Raw genomic sequence first — 19,796 nt, 5'->3', positions numbered from 1 at the left:
CTCACGCCGCCACCGACTCACGCCGCCACCGACTCACGCCGCCACCGACTCACGCCGCCGGGCCGCCGCTGTGCGGCTAGCCCGGCGGCCACGTGCACCGAACCCCTACACCGCCAGAGTCAATCGAGGATGTTGAGGACGACCCCGACAAGCATCAACCCCACGAATGCCGCCAATACTGCGGTGATCACCCAACTGAACCGGATCCAGTTCAACCCCGGCCATCGCATGGGCTCGGGGCCGATCGCACCGCGCAGCACGTACAGCCCTGGGGAGCGATAGTGGACCAGTGTGCAGTGAGCTGCGGCGACCGGGACCACCGTATCGGCGAACCCCATATCGCGCACCCAAGACTGGAAAATCCACTCGTACCACCATTTCGGCTTACTGGTCGAGACCTCGACGTGGTGCAGTCCGGGAGTCGTCGGGATATGCGTCCTCCCCCAGTTCACATCCGGTACCTCGACGCCGTCCACGAAGATCCTCGGTCGGGCCGACGCATAGGCACCGGCGGCGATCCACCATCGAAAGTAGCTGGCATCCACCAGGATTCCTGTCTCTCCGGGCTCCGGGCGATAGGCGTCGACCGGATCCACAGCGGTCCCGTGCTTCAGCAGGAACCCGTGTGGACCGATAGTGCCGGGCGGCGGAGTCATATAGGCGCCGCCGGGCGGCGCAAAACCGTGCTGCGGCTGAATCCCGTTGTGCGGCGGCATATTGCGACCCGGATACGCGGCGAGTCCGTTGTGACCCGCGGGTCTGGTCGGCGGGACACCTGAGGAAGAGCCAGTGTCGGGTGTTCCGAAGCGCGCGCCGGGCTGTGGTTCGTAGCTCATGAGGTTTCGTCTCTCCGTATGCGCAGGCTGTTCGAGGCACACACCCGCGAACAGCCGAAGTTCTCCGCTATGCCGTCTGTGGCTGGTTCTGCTTGCCGAGCAGGGCGTTGATGACACCCACGACAGCCTGCATGAGGGTGTTCAGGTCTCCGAAGGCCTTCGCCATCTCGACAAGCAGCATCGAGATCTTGAAACCGTCGCGCGCGAATCGGCCATACACCGACGCGATGACGTGCGCGGCCCCGCCACCCAGCGTCAGCGCGAGTTCGATCGTGTATCCGATCAGAGCGCCCAGCAGACTGGCCAGGATGTCCTGCACCATCTTCCGGAAAACCTTGACGATGTCCGCCACGATTTGCATCGCCTCCCCGAGGCTGGCCGCGACACCGCCTGCTCCGAGAATCTGATCGATCATGTCGGTGGCACGGTTCCGGTAGGCGTCACCGGCGCTACCGGTCCATGTCGCGATGTCCTCGCCCAGGCTCTTCTTCCAGGTTTCGCTCATGCCGGTGAGTTCGTTGGCGATGTTCGTCCAGCTCTCGGAATACGCCTTCACCATCTTGTCGTTGCCTGCGAGCGCGTCCAGCACTTTCCGGTACGGCTCGGCGTGGGTGAGCATCCAGCCTGCGATCTGTTCGCCGGCGAAACCGAACGGGTCCTTGATCGCGTCGAAGGCCGTTACGCCGGCTGCCACACCACCGGTGATCGCCTCGAGCGTCTTGCCGTTCCTGAGGTTGGCGTATGCCTCCCAGGCGTCACCGGCGATGGTGCCGTTCAGAAATCCCGGGCGCTTGGTCTCCTCGTCCTGCTTCAGCCCGACGTCCGACAGGAAGAAGACCGTCTCCTGGAAGTACTCCTCGCGGTAGTCGGTTCCGTTCGCGATCAATCGGTTGTCGGTGGGTTTCTTCTCGTCATCGAAACCCGCGGTGTGCTCGTTGAACCAGTTGCCGATCTGAGTGCTCACTTCGCCTCCCCGTTCGCCGCGGCGATCTCCTCGCGCAGCTCTCCCAACGACTTGCTGAAAGCGGTGTCCTTGTCATCGAACGTCTCCGCGACGACCTTCAGTTTGTCCGGCAGTTGTGCGACGTCCTCACCGAGTTTGCGGAGCACCTCGATGGTGTTCTGATGATTGTCGTCCAGCACCATTTGCACGAAAGGCCGTGGAATAGCGCCGAATCCGTCGTCCGCGGCACCGAGGTAGGAGGCGGCTTCCAGCGACAGCGTCAGACTTTCGATGAGCTGCTTCACTTTGCCCGCATGATTGCGAACTTCATCCGGATCCACCGAGATCGCATCAGGATTTCCCATGATCACACCAGCCAGGATTTGCGGTTGTAGTACGCGTCGTCTTCGTCCGGCTCGTCCGGCCGCACGACCTGATCGCGATCGGGTTTGCGGTTACGCGGCTGTGGGGCCGATTCCCACGGGGCGGGCGTGACGCTCACGGCCGACTGCGGGGACGCCGACAGCTGCGGTGGCGCGGAAGCCGGTGGCTCCGGCAGCGCGTAGTTCGGAACGTCGCCAGCCGGGACATCCGGAAAACTCTTCGCGTACTGATCAGCGATGGCCGCGCCTGCCGGATCGTCGCCCACGGTGTTCTGCACGGTCTCCGCGACCTGCGCGCGCAGTGTCGCCTGAGCTCTGCGCATGCACGACATGATCTCGGCCGAGACCGCCGCGGGATCCATGCCCCGGGTGCCGACAGCAAGCACGATGTCGGTGGGGACGCCGTTGTTGTTCACCGAGACAGCGATGCGCCCGTCGCTGCTGGACTCCGTGGCGGTGAGCGCCGCCATGCGCTCGCGCAACTGCTCGAATCGCTCGGCCTGACGCTCGAAATCCGCTGCCATGTGCGCGATGTCCTCCGCGATACGGCTCGGATCGAATACGGTCATCAACCCCTCCTACTCGAACTCCTACATCCCTGCGGGCGACGTGCAGCTCTCACGACGTTGTGGGTGTCGCCTTCTTCCTCTGACGCGAGCGCCGTCGAATCGGTTCCATCGAGATCTGCCGAGACGATCTTGTTCGGCCATTGCGCGCCCACGGACCGTCGGCCCAGCTCCTCGCCCTTCTCCCCCGATTCGTGGACGCACGGCTACCGATGGTGGGAAGCTCGATATGACCGCGGTGTCGAGGCGAGGAAGCGTGACACATGGTGGACAAATCGAGTGGACCTGCCGGGGGCAACGGCAGAGCAGTGACGGTGGATCGGCCGGAACGCATTCGGAACGTGGTCCTGGTCGGTCACAGCGGAGCGGGGAAGACGACCCTGGTCGAGGCGATGGCGCTGACGACGGGCGCGGTGAATCGCGCGGGGCGGGTGGAGGACGGCACCTCGCTGTCGGACTACGACGAGATCGAACATCGGCAGCACCGGTCGGTGCAGGTGTCGGTGGTGCCGCTGGCGTGGCAGGAGATGAAGGTCAACCTGGTCGACACGCCGGGATACGCGGACTTCGTCGGCGAGCTGCGGGCGGGGTTGCGCGCGGCGGACGCGGCGCTGTTCGTCATCTCGGCGGCCGAGGGCGCGGAGGGGGTGAGCGGGGCGACGCGTGCGCTGTGGGAGGAGTGCGCGGCCGTCGGCATGCCGCGCGCGATCGTCATCACGCACCTGGACACCGCGCGCGCGGACTTCGAGGAGATGGTGCAGACGTGCCGGGAAGTGCTCGGTGGCGGGGCGTCGGAGAACATCCTGCCGCTGCATCTACCGGTGTACGGGCCGCGTGGCGTGGACGGGCACCGCCCGGTCACGGGGCTGATCGAGTTGCTGCCACACTGCGTGGTCGACTACGCCTCTGGTGAAGGAGTTCGCGGCGAGCCGTCGGCGGAGCAGGCCGCGGAGCTGGACGAGGCGCGGAATCGGCTCATCGAGGGCATCATCGCCGAGAGCGAGGACGAGTCGCTCATGGAGCGCTATCTCGGCGGCGAGGACATAGAACTGGACACGTTGGTCGGCGATCTGGAGCGCGCGGTGGCGCGCGGCAGTTTCCACCCGGTGCTGTTCGGCGCACCCGCGCCGGAGGAAGCGCGGCAGGGGCTGGGCACGATGGAGTTGCTCGACCTGATCACGGGCGGTTTCCCCGCCCCGACCGAACACGTCGTCTCGGCGGCGCCCGCGACCAACGGCGCCGCGCCGACACCGCTGGCCTGCGACCCGAACGGCGCGCTGGCCGCGGAGGTCATCCGCACCGCCTCCGACCCGTACGTGGGCCGAGTGTCGCTGGTGCGCGTCTTCTCCGGCACCCTGCACGCCGACGACACCGTGCACGTCTGCGGGCACGGCTTGGCCGACCGCGGGCACCCCGACCACGACGTGGACGAGCGCGTCGGTTCGGTGACGGCGCCGTTCGGCAAGCAGCAGCGCCCGCTGGGCGAGGCCATCGCGGGCGACATCGCGTACGTCACCAAGCTCGGCCACGCCGAGACCGGCGACACACTGTCGGGCACAGGAAAGCCGTTGGTGATCGAGCCATGGCCGATGCCGGATCCCTTGCTGCCCATCGCGATTCGCGCGCACAGCAAATCCGACGAGGACAAGCTCTCACAGGGTCTGGCCCGGCTTGCGGCGGAGGATCCCGCTTTGCGCGTGGAAAACAACAGCCAGACACACCAATTGGTGCTGTGGTGCCTCGGCGAGGCGCACCGCGATGTCGCGCTGGAGCGGCTGCGCACCCGGTTCGGGGTGCAGGTGGACACCGTCGATCACAAGGTCGCGCTGCGAGAGACGTTCGCGGGCACGGCGAAAGCGCGCGGCAGGCACGTGAAGCAGTCGGGTGGGCACGGGCAGTACGCGGTGTGTGAGATCGAGGTGGAACCGCTGCCGGGCGGTTCGGGGCTCGAGTTCGTGGACAAGGTCGTCGGCGGTGTGGTGCCGCGCCAGTTCATTCCTTCGGTGGAGAAGGGCGTGCGCGCGCAGGCGGCGCGCGGAGTCGCCGCGGGGTATCCGCTGGTGGATGTGCGGGTCACGCTGTTCGACGGGAAGGCGCATTCGGTCGACTCGTCCGATGCCGCGTTCCAGACCGCGGGCGCCCTGGCGCTGCGCGAGGCGGCGGCCACGGCGGGCATCGATCTGCTGGAGCCGTTCGCCGAGGTCTGGGTCGTGGTTTCCGACGACTACCTCGGGCCGGTGCTGAGCGATCTGTCGAGTCGTCGCGGACGGGTGCTGGGCACGGAACCGCACGGGACCGGGCGCACGCGGATCCGCGCCGAGGTGCCCGAGTTGGAACTCAGCCGCTACGCGATCGACCTGCGTTCGCTCTCGCACGGGACCGGGGATTTCAGCAGGACCTACGCGCGTCACGAGCCGATGCCGTCGCAGCTCGCCGGTGCGCTCCGGGAAAACGGCAAGGGCTGATCAACCCTTCGAAACTGTCCACCGTCCCGGCGCAAATGATGAGCTCGGCGGCCACTATTCTGAAACACATGGCAGCAGGCAAGGGCGGTAACCCGTCGAAGGAAGCGAAGGCCGAAGCGAAGGCGGCGCGCAAGCAGGCGTCGAAGGAGCGGCGCCAGCAGCTCTGGCAGGCGTTCCAGATGCAGCGCAAGGAAGACAAGCTCCTGCTGCCCCTGATGATCGGCGCGGTGCTCGGCATCACCGTGCTGTTCCTGGTGATCGGGCTGATCTTCGATCTGCAGTGGTTCCTGCTTCCGATCGGCATCCTGCTCGGCGTGCTGGTGGCGTTCATCCTCTTCGGGCGTCGCGTGCAGAAGAACGTCTACGCGAAGGCCGAGGGTCAGGCGGGCGCGGCCGCGTGGGTGCTGGACAACCTGCAGGGCAAGTGGCGGGTCAGCAACGGCGTCGCGGCGACCACCCAGCTGGACGCGGTGCACCGGGTGATCGGCCTGCCCGGCGTGGTCTTCGTCGGTGAGGGTTCGCCGCAGCGGCTCAAGGGGCTGCTCGCCCAGGAGAAGAAGCGGACCGCGCGGCTCATCGGCGACACCCCGATCTACGACGTCATCGTCGGCAACGAGGAGGGTCAGGTCCCGCTGAAGGAACTCCAGCGCTACCTGACCAAGCTGCCGCGCAACATCGACACCAAGCGCATCGACAACATCGAGGGCAGGCTCGCCGCCCTGAGCTCGCGCAGCGGTCCCGCGCTGCCGAAGGGCCCGATGCCCGCGGGCGCCAAGATGCGCGGCGTGCAGCGCACGATCCGCAGGCGCTGAGTACGGCTTTCACGAGGCCCGCGTCCCACATTCCGGGACGCGGGCCTTCGTCTTTTCCGGGACGGGCCTGGTCAAGCGATCGGCCGCCGAAAAGTCGAAAAAACCTCTCCGAGGCGGGAACACGCGGTCCATATCTAACTGTTCAAATTGATTTGAGTGGTTAAAACCCCGTTCGACACCGACCAGAGGAGAGAGTCATGACCGTCGTGCACCACCGGACCGCCCAGATCCAGGACCTCACCGTCTTCTATCGTGAGGCGGGCGACCCGGCGAACCCCACCCTCGTCCTGCTCCACGGATTCCCCACCAGCTCGGCGATGTTCCGCAATCTCCTGCGCGACCTCGGCGACGACTACCACCTGATCGCCCCCGACCACATCGGCTTCGGCCGGTCCTCCATGCCGCGAGTCGACGAATTCGACTACAGCTTCGACAAACTCACCGAGATCACCGCCGAACTCCTGGACACCCTCGGCGTCGACCGATTCGCCCTCTACATCCAGGACTACGGTGCGCCGATCGGACTGCGCATCGCGAGCCGCCACCCGGATCGGGTCACCGCGATCGTCACGCAGAGCGGCAACGCCTACCTCGAGGGGTTCACGCCGTTCTGGGAGGTCCTCTTCGCGCACGCGAAGGACCGCGCCGCCAACGAGGCCGAGGTCCGCAAGCTGCTCGAACTCGAGGCCACCGAATGGCAGTACCTGCACGGCGTCCCCGAGGACCGTCGCGACCGCGTCAGCCCCGACACCTGGACCCTGGACCAGGCCTACCTCGACCGTCCCGGCAACAAGGAGATCCAGCTCCAGCTCTTCTGGGACTACCAGTTCAACCTGGACTCCTACCCCGACTTCCAGAAGTACTTCGCCGACCACCGGCCGCCGGTGCTGATCACCTGGGGCGAGCACGACGAGATCTTCGGAGCCAACGGCGCCCGCGCCTACCTCCGCGACCTGCCGGACGCGGAACTGCACCTCCTCGACGCCGGGCACTTCGCCCTGGAAACCCACGGAGACGAGATCGCCGCACTGATTCGCGACTTCCTGGGCCGCACGGTCCGGTAGCGGGCCCCTCTCACGCGGCTACAGCACATCGAGCGAAGAGAAATGGCGGTCGACACGCGACGAACCACCATTTCTCTCCCCTCGATCGCCCCCAATCCGCGGGCAGGGTTCGAATGGCGGTCCTACCGCGACTTGACCAGCGCGGTGCCCGTCGCCCGGTCGTGCATGCCGCGGCCGTCGCCGTCGGTGAACAGCGCGGGCACCACGAATATCAGCAGTACCTGGCGCGCCAATGCCCGGACGAAGCCGACCGGGGCCGCCGCGTCGACCCGGATGACCCGCAACCGGAGGAAGTACTGCCCCGGCGTGAAGCCGAACAGCGAGACCGCGGCGACGCCGATGACGAACCAGATGAGCAGCGGAAGGTTCGCGTTCACACCGCGCACGATCAGCGCCGAGATGCCGACCGCGATCATCCAGTCCACGAACAGCGCCGCGATCCGGCGGCCCATCCCGGCCAGCGAGCCCGCTCCGTCGCGGGGCAGCCCGAGGAGTTCGCCCGGAAACTCGGACGTAGCCGAGTCCCCGGGGTCCGCAGAAGGTCCGGAAAGCCAGGATCCGGTGATACGCGCCATGGCCTCCAGAATAGGCGGCTGTCTCGCCTCCGCTCGGCCCGGCGCGGGTTCGACGGCGGACCACGCCCGACAGCGCCTGATCAGCGGCTACCCTGGTGCGCCCAGCACCGCAAAGGGGGAGCTCAACGTCACGGGGCGCGCGGCGGATGGGAGGATTACCATGCTTGGCGAGACAGGGTGGCCATCGCCACCTGACCAGCCGCACGTGTAACACTGGCGAAACACAGCCTTGACTGTAGGGAAACACCGCATCCATAGCGTCTGGTCGCGACGAACCCATGCAATCGACACTGGCTGGGAACCGATCCGTAAGGAGAACAAGTGACGTTCAGCACGGCCGATGAGGTCATCCAGTACATCAAGGAAGAGGACATCGAGTACGTCGATATCCGCTTCAGCGATCTTCCCGGTGTGCAGCAGCACTTCTCGATCCCGGCCAAGGCCTTCACGGCTGACCTCGCCGAAGAGGGTCTAGCGTTCGACGGTTCGTCCGTCCGCGGCTTCCAGTCGATCGACGAGTCGGACATGCTCCTGCTCCCCGACTACAGCACCGCGCGTATCGACCCCTTCCGCGCTGCCAAGACGCTGAACCTGAACTTCTTCGTCCACGACCCGTTCACCCGCGAGGCCTACTCGCGTGACCCGCGCAACATCGCGCGCAAGGCGGAGGAGTACCTGCGGTCGACCGGCATCGCCGACACCGCGTACTTCGGCCCCGAGGCCGAGTTCTACGTCTTCGACTCGATCCGTTACGAGTCGAACATGAACGGCGCGTTCTACGAGATCGAGTCGATCTCCGGCTCCTGGAACACCGGCGCGGAGTTCAACCCGGACGGCACCCTGAACCGCGGCTACAAGGTCCGCAACAAGGGTGGTTACTTCCCGGTCGCGCCGTACGACCACTACGTCGACCTGCGCGACAAGATCTCGACCAACCTGCAGAACGCGGGCTTCGAGCTCGAGCGCGGCCACCACGAGGTCGGCACCGCGGGCCAGGCGGAGATCAACTACCGCTTCAACACCCTGCTGCACGCTGCCGACGACCTGCAGCTGTTCAAGTACATCGTGAAGAACACCGCGTGGCAGGAAGGCAAGACCGTCACCTTCATGCCGAAGCCGCTCTTCGGTGACAACGGCTCGGGCATGCACGTGCACCAGTCGCTGTGGAAGGACGGCAAGCCGCTGTTCCACGACGAGGCCGGCTACGGCGGTCTGTCGGACATCGCGCGCCACTACATCGGCGGCATCCTGCACCACGCGCCGTCGCTGCTGGCGTTCACCAACCCGACCGTGAACTCCTACCACCGTCTGGTTCCGGGCTACGAGGCCCCGATCAACCTGGTGTACTCGCAGCGCAACCGCTCCGCCGCGGTCCGCATCCCGGTCACCGGTAACAACCCGAAGGCCAAGCGCATCGAGTTCCGCGCGCCGGACTCCTCGGGTAACCCGTACCTGGCCTTCGCCGCCATGCTGATGGCCGGCCTGGACGGCATCAAGAAGAAGATCGAGCCGCTGGCCCCGGTCGACAAGGACCTCTACGAGCTCCCGCCGGAGGAGGCCAAGAACATCCCGCAGGCCCCCACCAGCCTGGCGTCGGTCATCGACCGCCTCGAGCAGGACCACGACTACCTCACCGAAGGCAACGTCTTCACCCCGGACCTGATCGAGACCTGGATCGACATCAAGCGCACCCAGGAGATCGCCCCGGTGAACCTGCGTCCGCACCCGTACGAGTTCGAGCTCTACTTCGACGTGTAAGTCGTCGTACGGCAAGACGTTTCGAGCCCTCCCGCACTTCGGTGCGGGAGGGCTCGTCCCGTTTTCGGGACAGAGAATTCAACTCCGGGCCTCTGCCCGCAGCAGGGTCAATCCGGGTATCGAGCGGCGACCCAACCGAGTTGCCGGAAGGTTGGGCCCTGACCTGGTAACAAGTCCAGGGAGCCGTCCTCGTTTCCTAATCCTCAGCCGCGCCCACACATGAAGGGGCACGGGGATCGCAACCGGGCCGCAGACCGATCGAGACCTTCGCTGTGGCACAGTATTCGATTGATCCGTAGCGCGTAAGGGGAGAACACAGTTGCTGGTCGTCGTACCGATACGAGCGTTGAAATCCATCGAAATCAGGGTCTGGGCCTTGTTTCTCGGGATCGCTGCGGCCGTCCTGCTGTTTGTCAATGTGCCGCATGTCCTTCATCCGCTCGGGGGCACCGCGTCGCCCACCTGTGAGGGCCGAACCATGTCCCAGAGCGAGTTCTGTCGCGTTGACACCCGAGGCGCGGGCATCAGACGTCTCAGTTACGACGAAATGCAGCAGCAGGAAAAGGACAACAACCGCGACAGAGCCGTCATCTGGACCATCGTCGGCACTGGGGCGGCTGTGCTCGCGCTCATCTTCGTCGTGCCGATCGGAAGCCGGAAATCGGCGGCGCGCCGCGGGAAAAGTCGAACCTCCGCCTCAGCGAGGCGTGCAGGACGGCCGTCAAGCCGGTGACGAATCCGCTGGCACTTTCACCACGGCAAGGTGTTTCGAGCATTCCTAGCTGCGGGAGAGCTCGTCCCGTTTCGGGCGGCGGCGATCCCACGGCTTTCGGCGGTTCGCTGCTGGAGTTAGTGTGGTGAGGCAGTTGTCCGAGGGCGGGGACGCGAGATCGTGAAGGGGGTGGGGGGTCGCCGCGATCGGTTCGGGCTCCCGATGTCTATGGCGAACACAATTCGGCTGAAGATCCAGAACTCGGTGCACCGCAGCCTGCTCTCCTTCACGGGGGGCCGGGTGGGTAAGAGGGTGGCGGGGATGCCGACGCTCGAGCTCACCACGGTCGGGCGCAAGTCCGGGCGCGAGCACACGGTGGTGCTCATGGCTCCGATCGTCGAGGGCGACACGATCGTGATCGTCGGCTCGCGTGCGGGGTGATGCGGCGCATCCGGCGTGGTTTCTGAATCTGCGCGAGACGCCGACGGTCAGGGTGTCGGTACGGCACGGTCCCGAACTATCGATGGTCGCGCACGTAGCCACAGCCGACGAACGCGCGGCGCTGTGGCCGCGGGTATGCGAAGCCTGGAAGGGGTACGACCGTTTTCAGCGAAGGACTTCCAGGGAGATACCGCTCGTCCTGTTGAGGCCGGTCGCGTAGGTTGATCGGCCCACCGTTGTGTGAGGCTGGCTGTCATCTCCGTCGACAAAAACTGGGTCAGTAGGCCTTACATCGTTCGGCGCAACTAGAACGGTGGGTATGACCGATGTAGCCAGCTGGGCGCCGCAGACCTCCGAACCGCTTCAGTTCGTCACCGATCTGCTCGGTGATGCGCTCGCGCAGCCGAATCCAGGGGCGCGGGTTGTCACTGATCCCGAGGAAGCCGCGAAGAGCGTTGCTGCTGAGGCTCGCTCACGGGTCGCGGCGGTTCTGGAAAGGTTCGGCGGCGTACCGGCAGTTCTGCTGAGTGGTGGCGTTGATTCGATATATGTTGCGGCCGTGGCTGTTTCGCTCGGCGCACGGCCGAAGACGATCACGGTCGTGACCGAGGGACAGTCCGATGAGGGTAATGCGGCCGTCGCGGCGGAGGCGTTGGGGCTTCGTCACGATGTCATCCGGCTTTCTGCGGACGAGGTAGTCGATTTTGCGCGGGAAGTGATGGCGCGACTCGGTACGTCGGAACTGTGGGAAGTCACCGCTGGGATACCGATTCTCGCTGCTCGTCGCCGCCTCGACAGCATCGACGACCTCGGTGCGATCCTCACCGGTAGTGGGGCAGACGCGATTTTCGGGGGAGGACGGAAGCTGTCGTACACGGTGAGCTCCGATGAGGCGCGGGTCGAGCTCGATCACCTTATCCGTGTCGAAACGGCGGCGAATTTTCGGGAAGCGCGTTTGGTTCCGCGCTTCTATCCGGCGCTTCTCGATGAGCATGCCGGTCGGCTCGTCCATGTCTTCCAGACCGTGCGGTGGTGGCAGGTGGCTGAACGGTTCGCTCCGCCTGTGCTTTTCGGTGTGCATTATGGCCGACAGGTCGACAAGCTCGCATTGCGGATCGCTGCCGAACGTGAGCTTCCCGCCGAGGTGAGATCTCTCGCCTGGGCTGCGAAGTCGCCCATTCAGCGGTCCTCCGGTCTCATGTCCGTCCTCGCCGCCGCTGCCCGCACCTACGCCGCGAACCTGCCGGGCGCCGAAACCTACAGCAACCCGCGCACCGAGGATGCCGAAGCCGTCGCGACCCGCCTGTATCTCTCGATTCTCGAGCACCGGTAGGACCGCGAATCGGGGCGAGTGGGCTTGCGGAAAGCTGGCGGGGGATTCAGCAGCACCCACGTGCTTCGCGCGCTGCGTGAGCACTACGCCGAGCGCGCCGAAAGGCCACCCAGAGCGGCCGACAGACCGCTGGCCAGAACCGAGGCGCGGAAACCCTGGATCCCGTTGGGCGGATTGGAAATCCCGCTCACCGGGTGGACCGAGACGAACCTGAGAACTCCCTTAGAACACGTTCTAGTGTCGCCCGGCATGAAGATTTCATTCATTGCTCTCATCGGTGCGGCGCTCAGTGCGCTGGCCTTGGTGTCGACCCCTGCTGCGCCCAGTGCGATGGCCGAGCCGACCGTGGAGGCGGCGGCTCGCATCGAGTTACAGGGGGCCGTCAATGTCCGGGATATCGGCGGGTATCGGACGTATGACGGGGCTCGGGTCAAGTCCGGCAAGGCGTTTCGGGCCGATTCGCTGGAGAAGCTGACCGAGGCGGACGTGCAGAAGCTCGGGACGTTGAATCTGCGGGCGGCGGTGGATCTCCGGACACCGGCCGAGGTGCAGTTCGCGGGGAAGGACAAGCTGCCCGCGGGTGTTTCGGCCGTCGCGCGACCGATCGACGACACCGGATTGTTCCAGCAGATGCTGCAAGCGATCCAGTCGCGGGATCCGCAGAAGCAGGAGGAGCTGCTGGGCAACGGGCGGGCCGAGCAGATCATGGCCGGGGTGTATCGCAGCTTCCTGAACGAGGCCTCGCGCAACGCTTTCGGGCAGACGATCCGCGACCTGGCGAACTCCGACCGCGCCACGCTCTACCACTGCACGGCGGGCAAGGACCGCACCGGCTGGCTCACCTATGTGGTGCTGCGCGCCGTCGGCGTGCCGGAAGGCACCGCGCGGCAGGACTATCTGCTGTCCAACCAGTACCGCGCCGCCGCGGACGCCAAGCTGCGCGAGGACGTGAAACGCGCCGGGCTGATGCAGAATCCGGACTTGCTGATCCCGTTGCAGGAGGTGCGGGACGCCTACCTGGACGCCGCCATCCAGCAGATGGAACAGAGCTACGGCGATTTCGGAAAGTTCCTCACCCAGGGCCTCGGGCTGGATCCGGGCACGATCCTGAAATTGCGCAAGAACCTGGTCAGCTGAAACCTCTGATCCGAGCCCTCGCCACCCGAGGTGGCGGGGGCTCGGCGCTGTTCCGAGGTCTCAGTTGTCGGTGCTCGGTTTCGGGACGAGCCCGAGGACGGTGAGATCCAGATCGCCGGACGCCTCGGTCCAGCCCATGGCGCGCAGCTCGCTCGGCGCGCGCACGCCGAGCGCGTGTTGCAAGCCGAGAGCGACGGATCGAGAGAATTCGACCAGGACGTGCTCGGCCAGTGGCCAGAACAGGCTGCGTTGCCAATTGTCGATCTCGAGCCGGGAAACCGGTGCCTGCCAGCCGAGTTCGCGCAGCATCCGCTCGGCGTCGGCGGACATCGGCTGGGCCAGATAGCGATTGCCCGCGAGTTCGGCCGACAACTTGATGTCGAATTGCACGAACTGGACGTAGCGATTGCCGGGTGCGGCGATGATCAGCGTGGCGCGCGAGGGTAGTTGGGCCAGGCAGCGGGCCAGCGCCTGCACGAATCGGTCCCAATCCGTGGTCACCGGCTCGGTCATATTTCCCCCGGTCGATCGCACTAGGGCCCGATCATACGCCGACCTGCCTGAGACACCAGGCGAATCCTCGTGGCGGGCAGAGCCTGGGGAGTGTTCGCGACGACCGCCCGATCGCACCCCAGATTCCGGGGCTGGACGGCAGCCCAGGTGACGCACCATAGTCCTCTGGTGCGAGTGGGTTCTGTGGTGGCGCGGGTGGCGGCCGGGGTGGCGTTGATGCTGGGGGTGGCGACGCCCGTGGCGGCTGAACCGCCCAGCGTGCCGTTCACGTGGTGGCAGACCTACTTGACCGCACCGGACGGCACCCGCCTGCACGCGGACGTGCTGCGCCCGCCCGGCCTCGCCGACGACGCCAAGACGCCGGTGCTGCTCACCGTGAGCCCGTACCGCTCGCACCTGGCCTACCTGACCCACCCGCTCCCGGAAGGCGGCCCGTCCGTCGAGAACCTGCCGGTCGATGAGGCGCTGCGCGCGGGCTACACCTACGTGCTGGTGGATCTGCGCGGGTTCGGCGGCTCGAACGGCTGCCCGGACTACGGCGGGCCGGGCGAACGGTCGGATGTGGTCACCGCGGTGGAATGGGCCGCTTCGCAGCCATGGTCGACCGGGCGGGTCGGTATGACAGGCACCTCCTACGAGGCGTGGACGGGCATGCTCGCGCTCGCGGCGAAACCCAAGGGCCTGGCCGCGGTGGCCGCGTTCGCGCCGGTGGTGGACCCGTACTCGTATCTGTACATGCGCGGCGTCTCGTGGAAGTTCTCCGGAAAACCCGTGACGGACAACGGCATCCGGCCCGCCGACCAGGTCGGGCTGGAGCATCTCGCCATCGCCTCCACCCCGGCGCACTGGGACGACTCGCCCGAGTATCAGGCGAACGCGGTGAGTATGCCGCCGGGCTGCGCCGAGCGCTACGTCGACCTCACCACCGACCACGACGCGGCCAACCCCGGGTGGCGCGAGCGCGACCTCGTGGACGACCTGCGCGGCACCACCATTCCGCTGTTCGTCAGCCAGGGCTTCCTCGACGCCAACACCCGGCCGGACCGCGTTTTCGAGATGTGGCAGGGCCTGGGCCCCGGCGAACACCGCGCCTGGTTCGGCCAGTGGGGCCACACCGATTGCCACGCCAAATGCGGCACATCCTTCTTCGACGCCGAGCTGATGGCGTTCTTCGACCGGCACGTGGCGGGCAAGGACGTCGAGGTGCCGGGCCCCCGGGTCAGGGTGGGCCAGTTCGACGGCGGCTGGCGTTCCGAAACGGCGTGGCCGCCTGCGGATTCGGCGCGCATCGTCCTGCCACTGCGGACCGGTTCCTATATCGATCGCGGTCTGCTGCCCGGCCGCGATCGCGAGATCTGGTCGGTGTCACAGCCGTTGGCTGAGCCGACGCACCTGTCCGGCATGGCGACGGCCGCGCTGCGGCTCACCGGTCCCGAGTCGGCCACGGTCGCCGTCGAGCTCTACGACATCGCGCCGGACGGACGCGCCACCATCGTCACCCGTGGCATCGCCCCGGTGCGCCCCGAGGTCGATCTCCGGCTGCTGGCCCAGGACTGGCCGCTGGCCGCGGGCCATCGGCTCGGCGCGAAGATCACCGACGTGGTCGACGACGTCTGGTCGCACGCGCCGAGCAATGCCGCGGTCACCGTGCACGCCGCCTACGTGGAACTGCCCGTGCTCACCGCCCCGCGCAGCCCCGACCTCACCGGCGGCACGCCCGACATGCACGCCAGGTGGCGCGTCGAGAAGAGCTTCCAGCTCGGTCCCGACATCCTGAACGACCCGGCGACCTCCGTCGACCTGCCCGCCGCGCGGTGACGAAGCGAGCCGTCCGTCCCGGTCGCGCGAAGGGGCGAGCCGACCGACCTGTCCCAGTCGCCGCCGCCCGTGTTGAAGAATGCAGTGATGTTCACGAACACGCCGCCCCCGACCGGTGCCCGATGACGCCAGAGACCACCCCCGCCGGGGTCGACGACCTCGTCGCCGAGCGGCTCGCCGCGGCGCTGCGCTGCGCCACGGTGTCCACCGAGGACTCGACCGGCGCCGCCGACGCCGCCGACGCCGCCTTCGAGCAGCTCGCCGCGCACCTGGAGCGCTCGTTCCCGCTGGTGCACGCCGAGCTCGAGCTCGAGCTGTTCGGCCACAGCAGGCTCTACCGCTGGCCCGGCGCCGAACCGGGACCTGTGTGCGCGATCCTGCTCGCCCACCAGGACGTGGTGCCGGTCGACGACGCACGACGCTGGACCCATCCCCCCTTCGACGGCGTCGTGGACGACGAGTTCGTCTGGGGTCGCGGCGCCATCGACGACAAGAGCAGGCTGATCGCCATTCTGGAAGCGGTGGAGTCCGCGCTGGCCGAAGGCGTGCGACCCCGGCACACCGTCTACCTCGCCTTCGGGCACGACGAGGAGATCTTCGGCGACGAGGGAGCCGTCCGGATGGCGGATCATCTGCGCCGCCACGGCGTGCGCGCGGAGCTGCTGCTGGACGAGGGCGGCGTGATCACCGAGGGCGTCGCCGACGGCGTCGACCGGCCGGTGGCCTCGATCATGCTGGGCGAGAAGGGCTATGCCACCGTGCGGCTCCAGGTGCAGCAGACCGGCGGGCATTCCTCGATGCCGGGCAGGCAGACCGCCGTCGGCCGGATCGCCAGGGCGGTGGGGCGGATCCAGGATCATCCGATGCCGCTGCGGCTGACGCCGGTGATCGCCGACATGCTCACCCGGCTGCGCGCGGTGATGCCGGAGACCCGCAGGCGGTTGTTCGGGATCGCCGGTCTCGCTGGGCCGATGATCACCCGGATCATGGCCGCCCGCCCGCAGACCGAGGCGCTGGTGCGCACCACCACCGCCCCCACCGTGATCAGCGGCGGCGTGAAGGCGAACGTGCTGCCGCAGCGCGCCGAGGCGCTCGTCAATTTCCGCATCCTGCCCGGCGATTCGGTGGCCGGGGTGCTCGCGCACTGCCGCAAGGTGATTCGCGATCCCGGCGTGCAGCTGGAGCTGGTCGGGATGTCGTCGGAACCGTCGCAGACCACTGCGCCCGGCCCCGCGTTCGAGCTGGTCGCCCGGCTGGCCGAGACCATCGTCCCCGGCATCGCCGTCACCACCGGCCTGGTGCCCGGCGCCACCGACTCGCGCCACTACGACGATCTCGCCGCTACTCGGTGCAACTTCGCGCCGATCGTGCTGACCGAGGCCGACCTGGCGACAATCCACGGAACCGACGAGCGCATCTCCCGGGTGAACTACGCTCGGCTCATCGAGTTCAATCGGCGGCTGATCGAGGAACTCGCGCATGGTTCTACCCGAGAGGAGCGCAGGTGACCCGCATCGAGGACGGCGATTTCGAGGGCACGGGCAGCCGGATCGCTTGGCGCGCATGGCTTCCCGAGACCACGGCCAAGGCGGTGGTGGTGCTGGTGCACGGCATCGCCGAACATTCCGGCCGGTACGGCCACGTCGGAAAGCGGCTGGCCGACGCCGGGTTCGCGGTCTACGCGCTCGATCACCTCGGCCACGGCAAGTCGGCGGGCAGCAAGGCCAACATCGGCTCCATGGCGGGCTCCGCCGACAACGTCGAGGGCATGCTCGACATCGCCGCCCGCGAGCAGCCCGGCGTGCCGAAGTTCCTGGTCGCGCACTCGATGGGCAGCCTGATCACGTTGTATCTGGCCACCCGCGGGCCGATCGACGTGGCGGGCATCGTGCTCTCCGCCCCGCCGCTGGACATTCCGGTCGGCAATCCGGCACAGCGACTACTTGCGCCGGTGCTGTCCCGGCTGACGCCGAATCTCGGCGTACTGAAACTGGATTCGTCGATGATCAGCCGCGACCCCGCGGTGGTCGCCGCCTACGACGCCGATCCGCTGGTCTACCGCGGCAAGCTCCCGGCCCGCACCGGCACCGAGATCCTCAACGCCACCGACACGGTCAAGCGACGGCTGGACAAGCTCACCGTCCCGCTGCTGGTGCTGCACGGCACCGCGGACGTCCTCGCGGCACCGTCCAGCACCGACCTGATCGAACGCGGCGCGGCCTCGAAGGACCTGACCGTCATCCGCTACGACGGCCTCTACCACGAGATCTTCAACGAGCCGGAGCAGGACCGGGTGCTCACCGACGTGGTGACATGGCTGGAGGCGCACATCACCGAGCCGTAGGATCCGGTCATGGGAACCACACCGACCAGATCCGTCGCGTTCGTCCGCGCCACCTGGCACAGCTCGATCGTCGGCAAGGCCCTGGAGGGCTTCACCGCGGAATACACCGACCTGGGCTTCGACCCGGCCACCATCGACGTCTTCGAAGTGCCCGGCGCGTTCGAGATTCCGCTGCACGCCAAGCGGCTCGCCCAGACCGGCAGGTACTCGGCGATCGTGGCGGCCGCGCTGGTGGTCGACGGCGGCATCTACCGGCACGATTTCGTCGCCTCGGCCGTGATCGACGGGCTGATGCGCGTGCAGCTGGACACCGACGTGCCGGTCTTCTCCGTCGTGCTCACCCCGCACCACTTCCACGAGCACAGCGAGCACGTCGACTACTTCACCGGGCATTTCGTGACCAAGGGCGCCGAGGCCGCCCGCGCGCTGGCGACCACGCTCAGCTCGCTGCGCGCGCTGCCCGCCGCGGCCGAATAACTCCGGCCGCGGCGGACCCGCTCACCGGAACTTGGTCATGCAGGCCTGCTCGCCGTCGAGCACACCGGTGCGGAACGCCTCGAGCCGCTGGTAGCCGCTCTTCACGACCTTGCCGTCCACGTCGGCGGCGGCCAGCCCGTCGGCGAGCAGTCCGGAGACAGCCTCGTCGAGGTCGTTCGCCGACAGGCGCGGGTCGCTTGTCGGCTCGCTCAGCTTGGTGGTGAAGGCGCCGCTGAGGCAGGCGGTGCGCAGGCCCGCGGTCGCCGCACCGGTCAGCGAGAGTTTGCGCTCCTGCTGGACGGCGAGCATGTAGCGGGAGACGAACACGACGAAGGCGTTGTAGTCACCCTGCACGACCGCGGACAGCGGCTCGGCGTCGCCGTCGAGCGGACCACCGCGCTCGGCCAGTTTCGGTACGTCGGTGCCGATCGTGTTCGTGCTCGGGCAGTACGAGACCGGTTCGGTGGCGGTGACCTTCGAGCAGTTGCGCACCACGCCGGAGTAGTCGAACTTCGGTGCGGCGGTGAGCGGGAAGTTCTTGGCCAGCGCCTGGCTCACGCTGGTCAGCGAGGCCTGGTCCACCGGAAGCTGCTGGTTCTCCTCGTCGTCCACCTCGAAGGTCACCGGCAGGTCGCCGCGACGCTGCTTGATCTCCTTCTTGTCGATCCTCTTGCAGGCTTCGGCGCCCTCGGTGTAGCCGAGCTGCACGGCGGTCACCCGCTCGAAGGCCGAGCCGTGCACGTTGTCGGGGTCGCTGGGATCGGTGTCGCGCACCGCGATGGTGGCGCCGAGCACGCCGTCCAGTCCGTCGGTCATGTTCATGGTGAAGTGCGGCGCGTCGCCCTCGGCGACATGCCGCAGGAACACGCCCGCCAGGCAGTCGGCCTGCTGCTCCTTGACCAGCGCGCCGGTGAACAGCCCGGCGATCTTGGCCTGCCCCTGGATGGCGTGCCCGTACTCGTGCGCGAGCACCATCACCACCGACATCGGACCGTACTTGTCCTCCAGCAGCGGCAGCAGCACCCTGCGGTCCCAGCCGATGGTGTGGTCGAGCCCGCAGTAGGCCGCGTTGACCAGCTTGTAGGTGTCGGCCTTGCAGAACTTCACCGACTGCTCCTTGGGGGCGCGCGCGTCCCAGGAGATGTATTTGTCCACCGGCTTGAAGGCGCCGGGAAAAGTCTTGGCGTACTCGGCCTTCCAGAACTCCTCGATGTCGCCGATGGCGTTGAGGGCGAGCCGGTCGACCCGTCCGCCGTCGCCGTTCTCCGCCGTCAGCGGCGCGTCCGGCACGCCGGGGCGCGGGCCGCTCGGGCCGGTGCTTGTCGCCGCGCCCGCCGCCATCCACGGGTTGTTCGGATCGACGGCGGTGACGCCCTCCGAGCTCGTCGTGGTCTGCGAACTGCCGCAGCCGGCGAGCGTCGCGCCGACCGCCGTCAGCACAGCGATCGCGGCGAACCGCAGCCGTTTGGTCCTCATCAGGTCTTCCTCCCCGGTCCTGCGGGCACTCGCCCGCGCCGCCGGACGGTGGTCTACCCACACCGCCGGTCGAGCGTTCACATGGTAATCGCTGGCATCCGTGCGCGCGTATCGCGTTGCGCGCCCTGGGTTCCTGGGCCGAG

At 67.3% G+C, this 19,796-nt stretch carries 20 protein-coding genes; 13 read left to right on the top strand and 7 right to left on the bottom strand.

All coding sequences use genetic code 11. From position 1 onward, the window contains the following. Positions 1 to 119: 119 nt before the first annotated feature. The 4 genes from AC3EO7_RS09280 to AC3EO7_RS09265 form a co-directional block, all read right to left on the bottom strand. On the bottom strand, positions 120 to 716 hold the full coding sequence (locus tag AC3EO7_RS09280; protein ID WP_431963311.1) for a hypothetical protein: 597 nt from the start codon (positions 714 to 716) through the stop codon (positions 120 to 122). A gap of 187 nt (positions 717 to 903) precedes the next feature. Then, positions 904 to 1,800: a hypothetical protein gene (locus AC3EO7_RS09275; RefSeq protein ID WP_435590978.1), complete on the bottom strand. Its 897-nt coding sequence runs from the start codon at positions 1,798 to 1,800 to the stop codon at positions 904 to 906. Continuing rightward, a complete protein-coding gene (locus AC3EO7_RS09270; protein ID WP_431963307.1) occupies positions 1,797 to 2,150 on the bottom strand; it encodes a type VII secretion target in 354 nt (117 codons plus the stop codon). Before AC3EO7_RS09270 ends, AC3EO7_RS09275 begins: the two co-directional genes overlap by 4 nt. Beyond that, positions 2,147 to 2,731: a YbaB/EbfC family nucleoid-associated protein gene (locus AC3EO7_RS09265; RefSeq protein WP_431963305.1), complete on the bottom strand. Its 585-nt coding sequence runs from the start codon at positions 2,729 to 2,731 to the stop codon at positions 2,147 to 2,149. Before AC3EO7_RS09265 ends, AC3EO7_RS09270 begins: the two co-directional genes overlap by 4 nt. Positions 2,732 to 2,991: 260 nt before the next feature. On the opposite strand from AC3EO7_RS09265, the gene AC3EO7_RS09260 reads away from it, so the two are divergent. The 3 genes from AC3EO7_RS09260 to AC3EO7_RS09250 all read left to right on the top strand — a co-directional run bounded on the left by AC3EO7_RS09260 (position 2,992) and on the right by AC3EO7_RS09250 (position 7,069). Continuing rightward, entirely contained in the window at positions 2,992 to 5,193 is a 2,202-nt protein-coding gene (locus tag AC3EO7_RS09260) for an elongation factor G-like protein EF-G2 (RefSeq protein WP_431963303.1), read from the top strand. Between the two features lie 68 nt (positions 5,194 to 5,261). After that, positions 5,262 to 6,005 (top strand): DUF4191 domain-containing protein, encoded by a 744-nt coding sequence (locus AC3EO7_RS09255; protein WP_431963301.1) that lies wholly within the window; start codon positions 5,262 to 5,264, stop codon positions 6,003 to 6,005. Positions 6,006 to 6,202: 197 nt separating this feature from the next. Further along, positions 6,203 to 7,069 (top strand): alpha/beta fold hydrolase, encoded by an 867-nt coding sequence (locus tag AC3EO7_RS09250; protein ID WP_435590977.1) that lies wholly within the window; start codon positions 6,203 to 6,205, stop codon positions 7,067 to 7,069. A gap of 122 nt (positions 7,070 to 7,191) precedes the next feature. On the opposite strand, the gene AC3EO7_RS09245 is transcribed toward AC3EO7_RS09250, so the two are convergent. Next, positions 7,192 to 7,644 carry an RDD family protein gene (locus AC3EO7_RS09245; RefSeq protein WP_431963297.1) on the bottom strand — a complete coding sequence of 151 codons (453 nt, stop codon included), beginning with the start codon at positions 7,642 to 7,644 and terminating at the stop codon, positions 7,192 to 7,194. Between the two features lie 321 nt (positions 7,645 to 7,965). On the opposite strand from AC3EO7_RS09245, the gene glnA reads away from it, so the two are divergent. The 6 genes from glnA to AC3EO7_RS09215 all read left to right on the top strand — a co-directional run bounded on the left by glnA (position 7,966) and on the right by AC3EO7_RS09215 (position 13,025). Next, entirely contained in the window at positions 7,966 to 9,402 is a 1,437-nt protein-coding gene (gene glnA, locus AC3EO7_RS09240) for a type I glutamate--ammonia ligase (protein ID WP_431963295.1), read from the top strand. A gap of 319 nt (positions 9,403 to 9,721) precedes the next feature. Next, complete coding sequence (locus AC3EO7_RS09235) at positions 9,722 to 10,135, top strand: hypothetical protein (RefSeq protein ID WP_435590976.1); 414 nt, start codon at positions 9,722 to 9,724, stop codon at positions 10,133 to 10,135. 207 nt (positions 10,136 to 10,342) lie between these two features. Further along, positions 10,343 to 10,555: a nitroreductase/quinone reductase family protein gene (locus AC3EO7_RS09230; protein WP_435590975.1), complete on the top strand. Its 213-nt coding sequence runs from the start codon at positions 10,343 to 10,345 to the stop codon at positions 10,553 to 10,555. Then, positions 10,545 to 10,775 carry a nitroreductase/quinone reductase family protein gene (locus tag AC3EO7_RS09225; RefSeq protein WP_435590974.1) on the top strand — a complete coding sequence of 77 codons (231 nt, stop codon included), beginning with the start codon at positions 10,545 to 10,547 and terminating at the stop codon, positions 10,773 to 10,775. The genes AC3EO7_RS09230 and AC3EO7_RS09225 overlap by 11 nt, the downstream gene beginning before the upstream one ends. Positions 10,776 to 10,874: 99 nt before the next feature. Then, positions 10,875 to 11,888, top strand: coding sequence for an asparagine synthase C-terminal domain-containing protein (locus tag AC3EO7_RS09220; protein ID WP_435590973.1), 1,014 nt, complete (start codon positions 10,875 to 10,877; stop codon positions 11,886 to 11,888). 249 nt (positions 11,889 to 12,137) lie between these two features. Beyond that, complete coding sequence (locus tag AC3EO7_RS09215) at positions 12,138 to 13,025, top strand: tyrosine-protein phosphatase (protein WP_435590972.1); 888 nt, start codon at positions 12,138 to 12,140, stop codon at positions 13,023 to 13,025. A 60-nt stretch (positions 13,026 to 13,085) separates the two neighbouring features. On the opposite strand, the gene AC3EO7_RS09210 is transcribed toward AC3EO7_RS09215, so the two are convergent. Beyond that, entirely contained in the window at positions 13,086 to 13,538 is a 453-nt protein-coding gene (locus AC3EO7_RS09210; protein WP_431963240.1) for a TY-Chap domain-containing protein, read from the bottom strand. 168 nt (positions 13,539 to 13,706) lie between these two features. Here AC3EO7_RS09210 and AC3EO7_RS09205 point away from each other — a divergent pair, with 168 nt between their 5' ends. From AC3EO7_RS09205 to AC3EO7_RS09190, 4 genes are all read left to right on the top strand, one after another. Next, the gene (locus AC3EO7_RS09205) at positions 13,707 to 15,356 is read left to right on the top strand and encodes a CocE/NonD family hydrolase (protein ID WP_435590971.1); all 1,650 of its coding nucleotides are present in this window, start codon (positions 13,707 to 13,709) and stop codon (positions 15,354 to 15,356) included. A 122-nt stretch (positions 15,357 to 15,478) separates the two neighbouring features. After that, the gene (locus tag AC3EO7_RS09200) at positions 15,479 to 16,864 is read left to right on the top strand and encodes a M20 family peptidase (RefSeq protein WP_431963236.1); all 1,386 of its coding nucleotides are present in this window, start codon (positions 15,479 to 15,481) and stop codon (positions 16,862 to 16,864) included. Then, a complete protein-coding gene (locus AC3EO7_RS09195; protein WP_435590970.1) occupies positions 16,861 to 17,700 on the top strand; it encodes an alpha/beta hydrolase in 840 nt (279 codons plus the stop codon). The genes AC3EO7_RS09200 and AC3EO7_RS09195 overlap by 4 nt, the downstream gene beginning before the upstream one ends. 9 nt (positions 17,701 to 17,709) lie before the next feature. Beyond that, positions 17,710 to 18,177, top strand: a complete 468-nt coding sequence (locus AC3EO7_RS09190; RefSeq protein WP_431963232.1) for a 6,7-dimethyl-8-ribityllumazine synthase — start codon at positions 17,710 to 17,712, stop codon at positions 18,175 to 18,177. Positions 18,178 to 18,198: 21 nt separating this feature from the next. Here AC3EO7_RS09190 and AC3EO7_RS09185 read toward each other — a convergent pair whose 3' ends face one another. Continuing rightward, positions 18,199 to 19,653 (bottom strand): neutral zinc metallopeptidase, encoded by a 1,455-nt coding sequence (locus AC3EO7_RS09185; protein ID WP_435590969.1) that lies wholly within the window; start codon positions 19,651 to 19,653, stop codon positions 18,199 to 18,201. Positions 19,654 to 19,796 lie beyond the last annotated feature (143 nt).

The organism is Nocardia sp. bgisy118 (assembly GCF_057708605.1).
The sequence above is the reverse complement of the archived record's forward strand: the minus strand, read 5'-3'. Positions and strand labels throughout refer to the sequence as shown.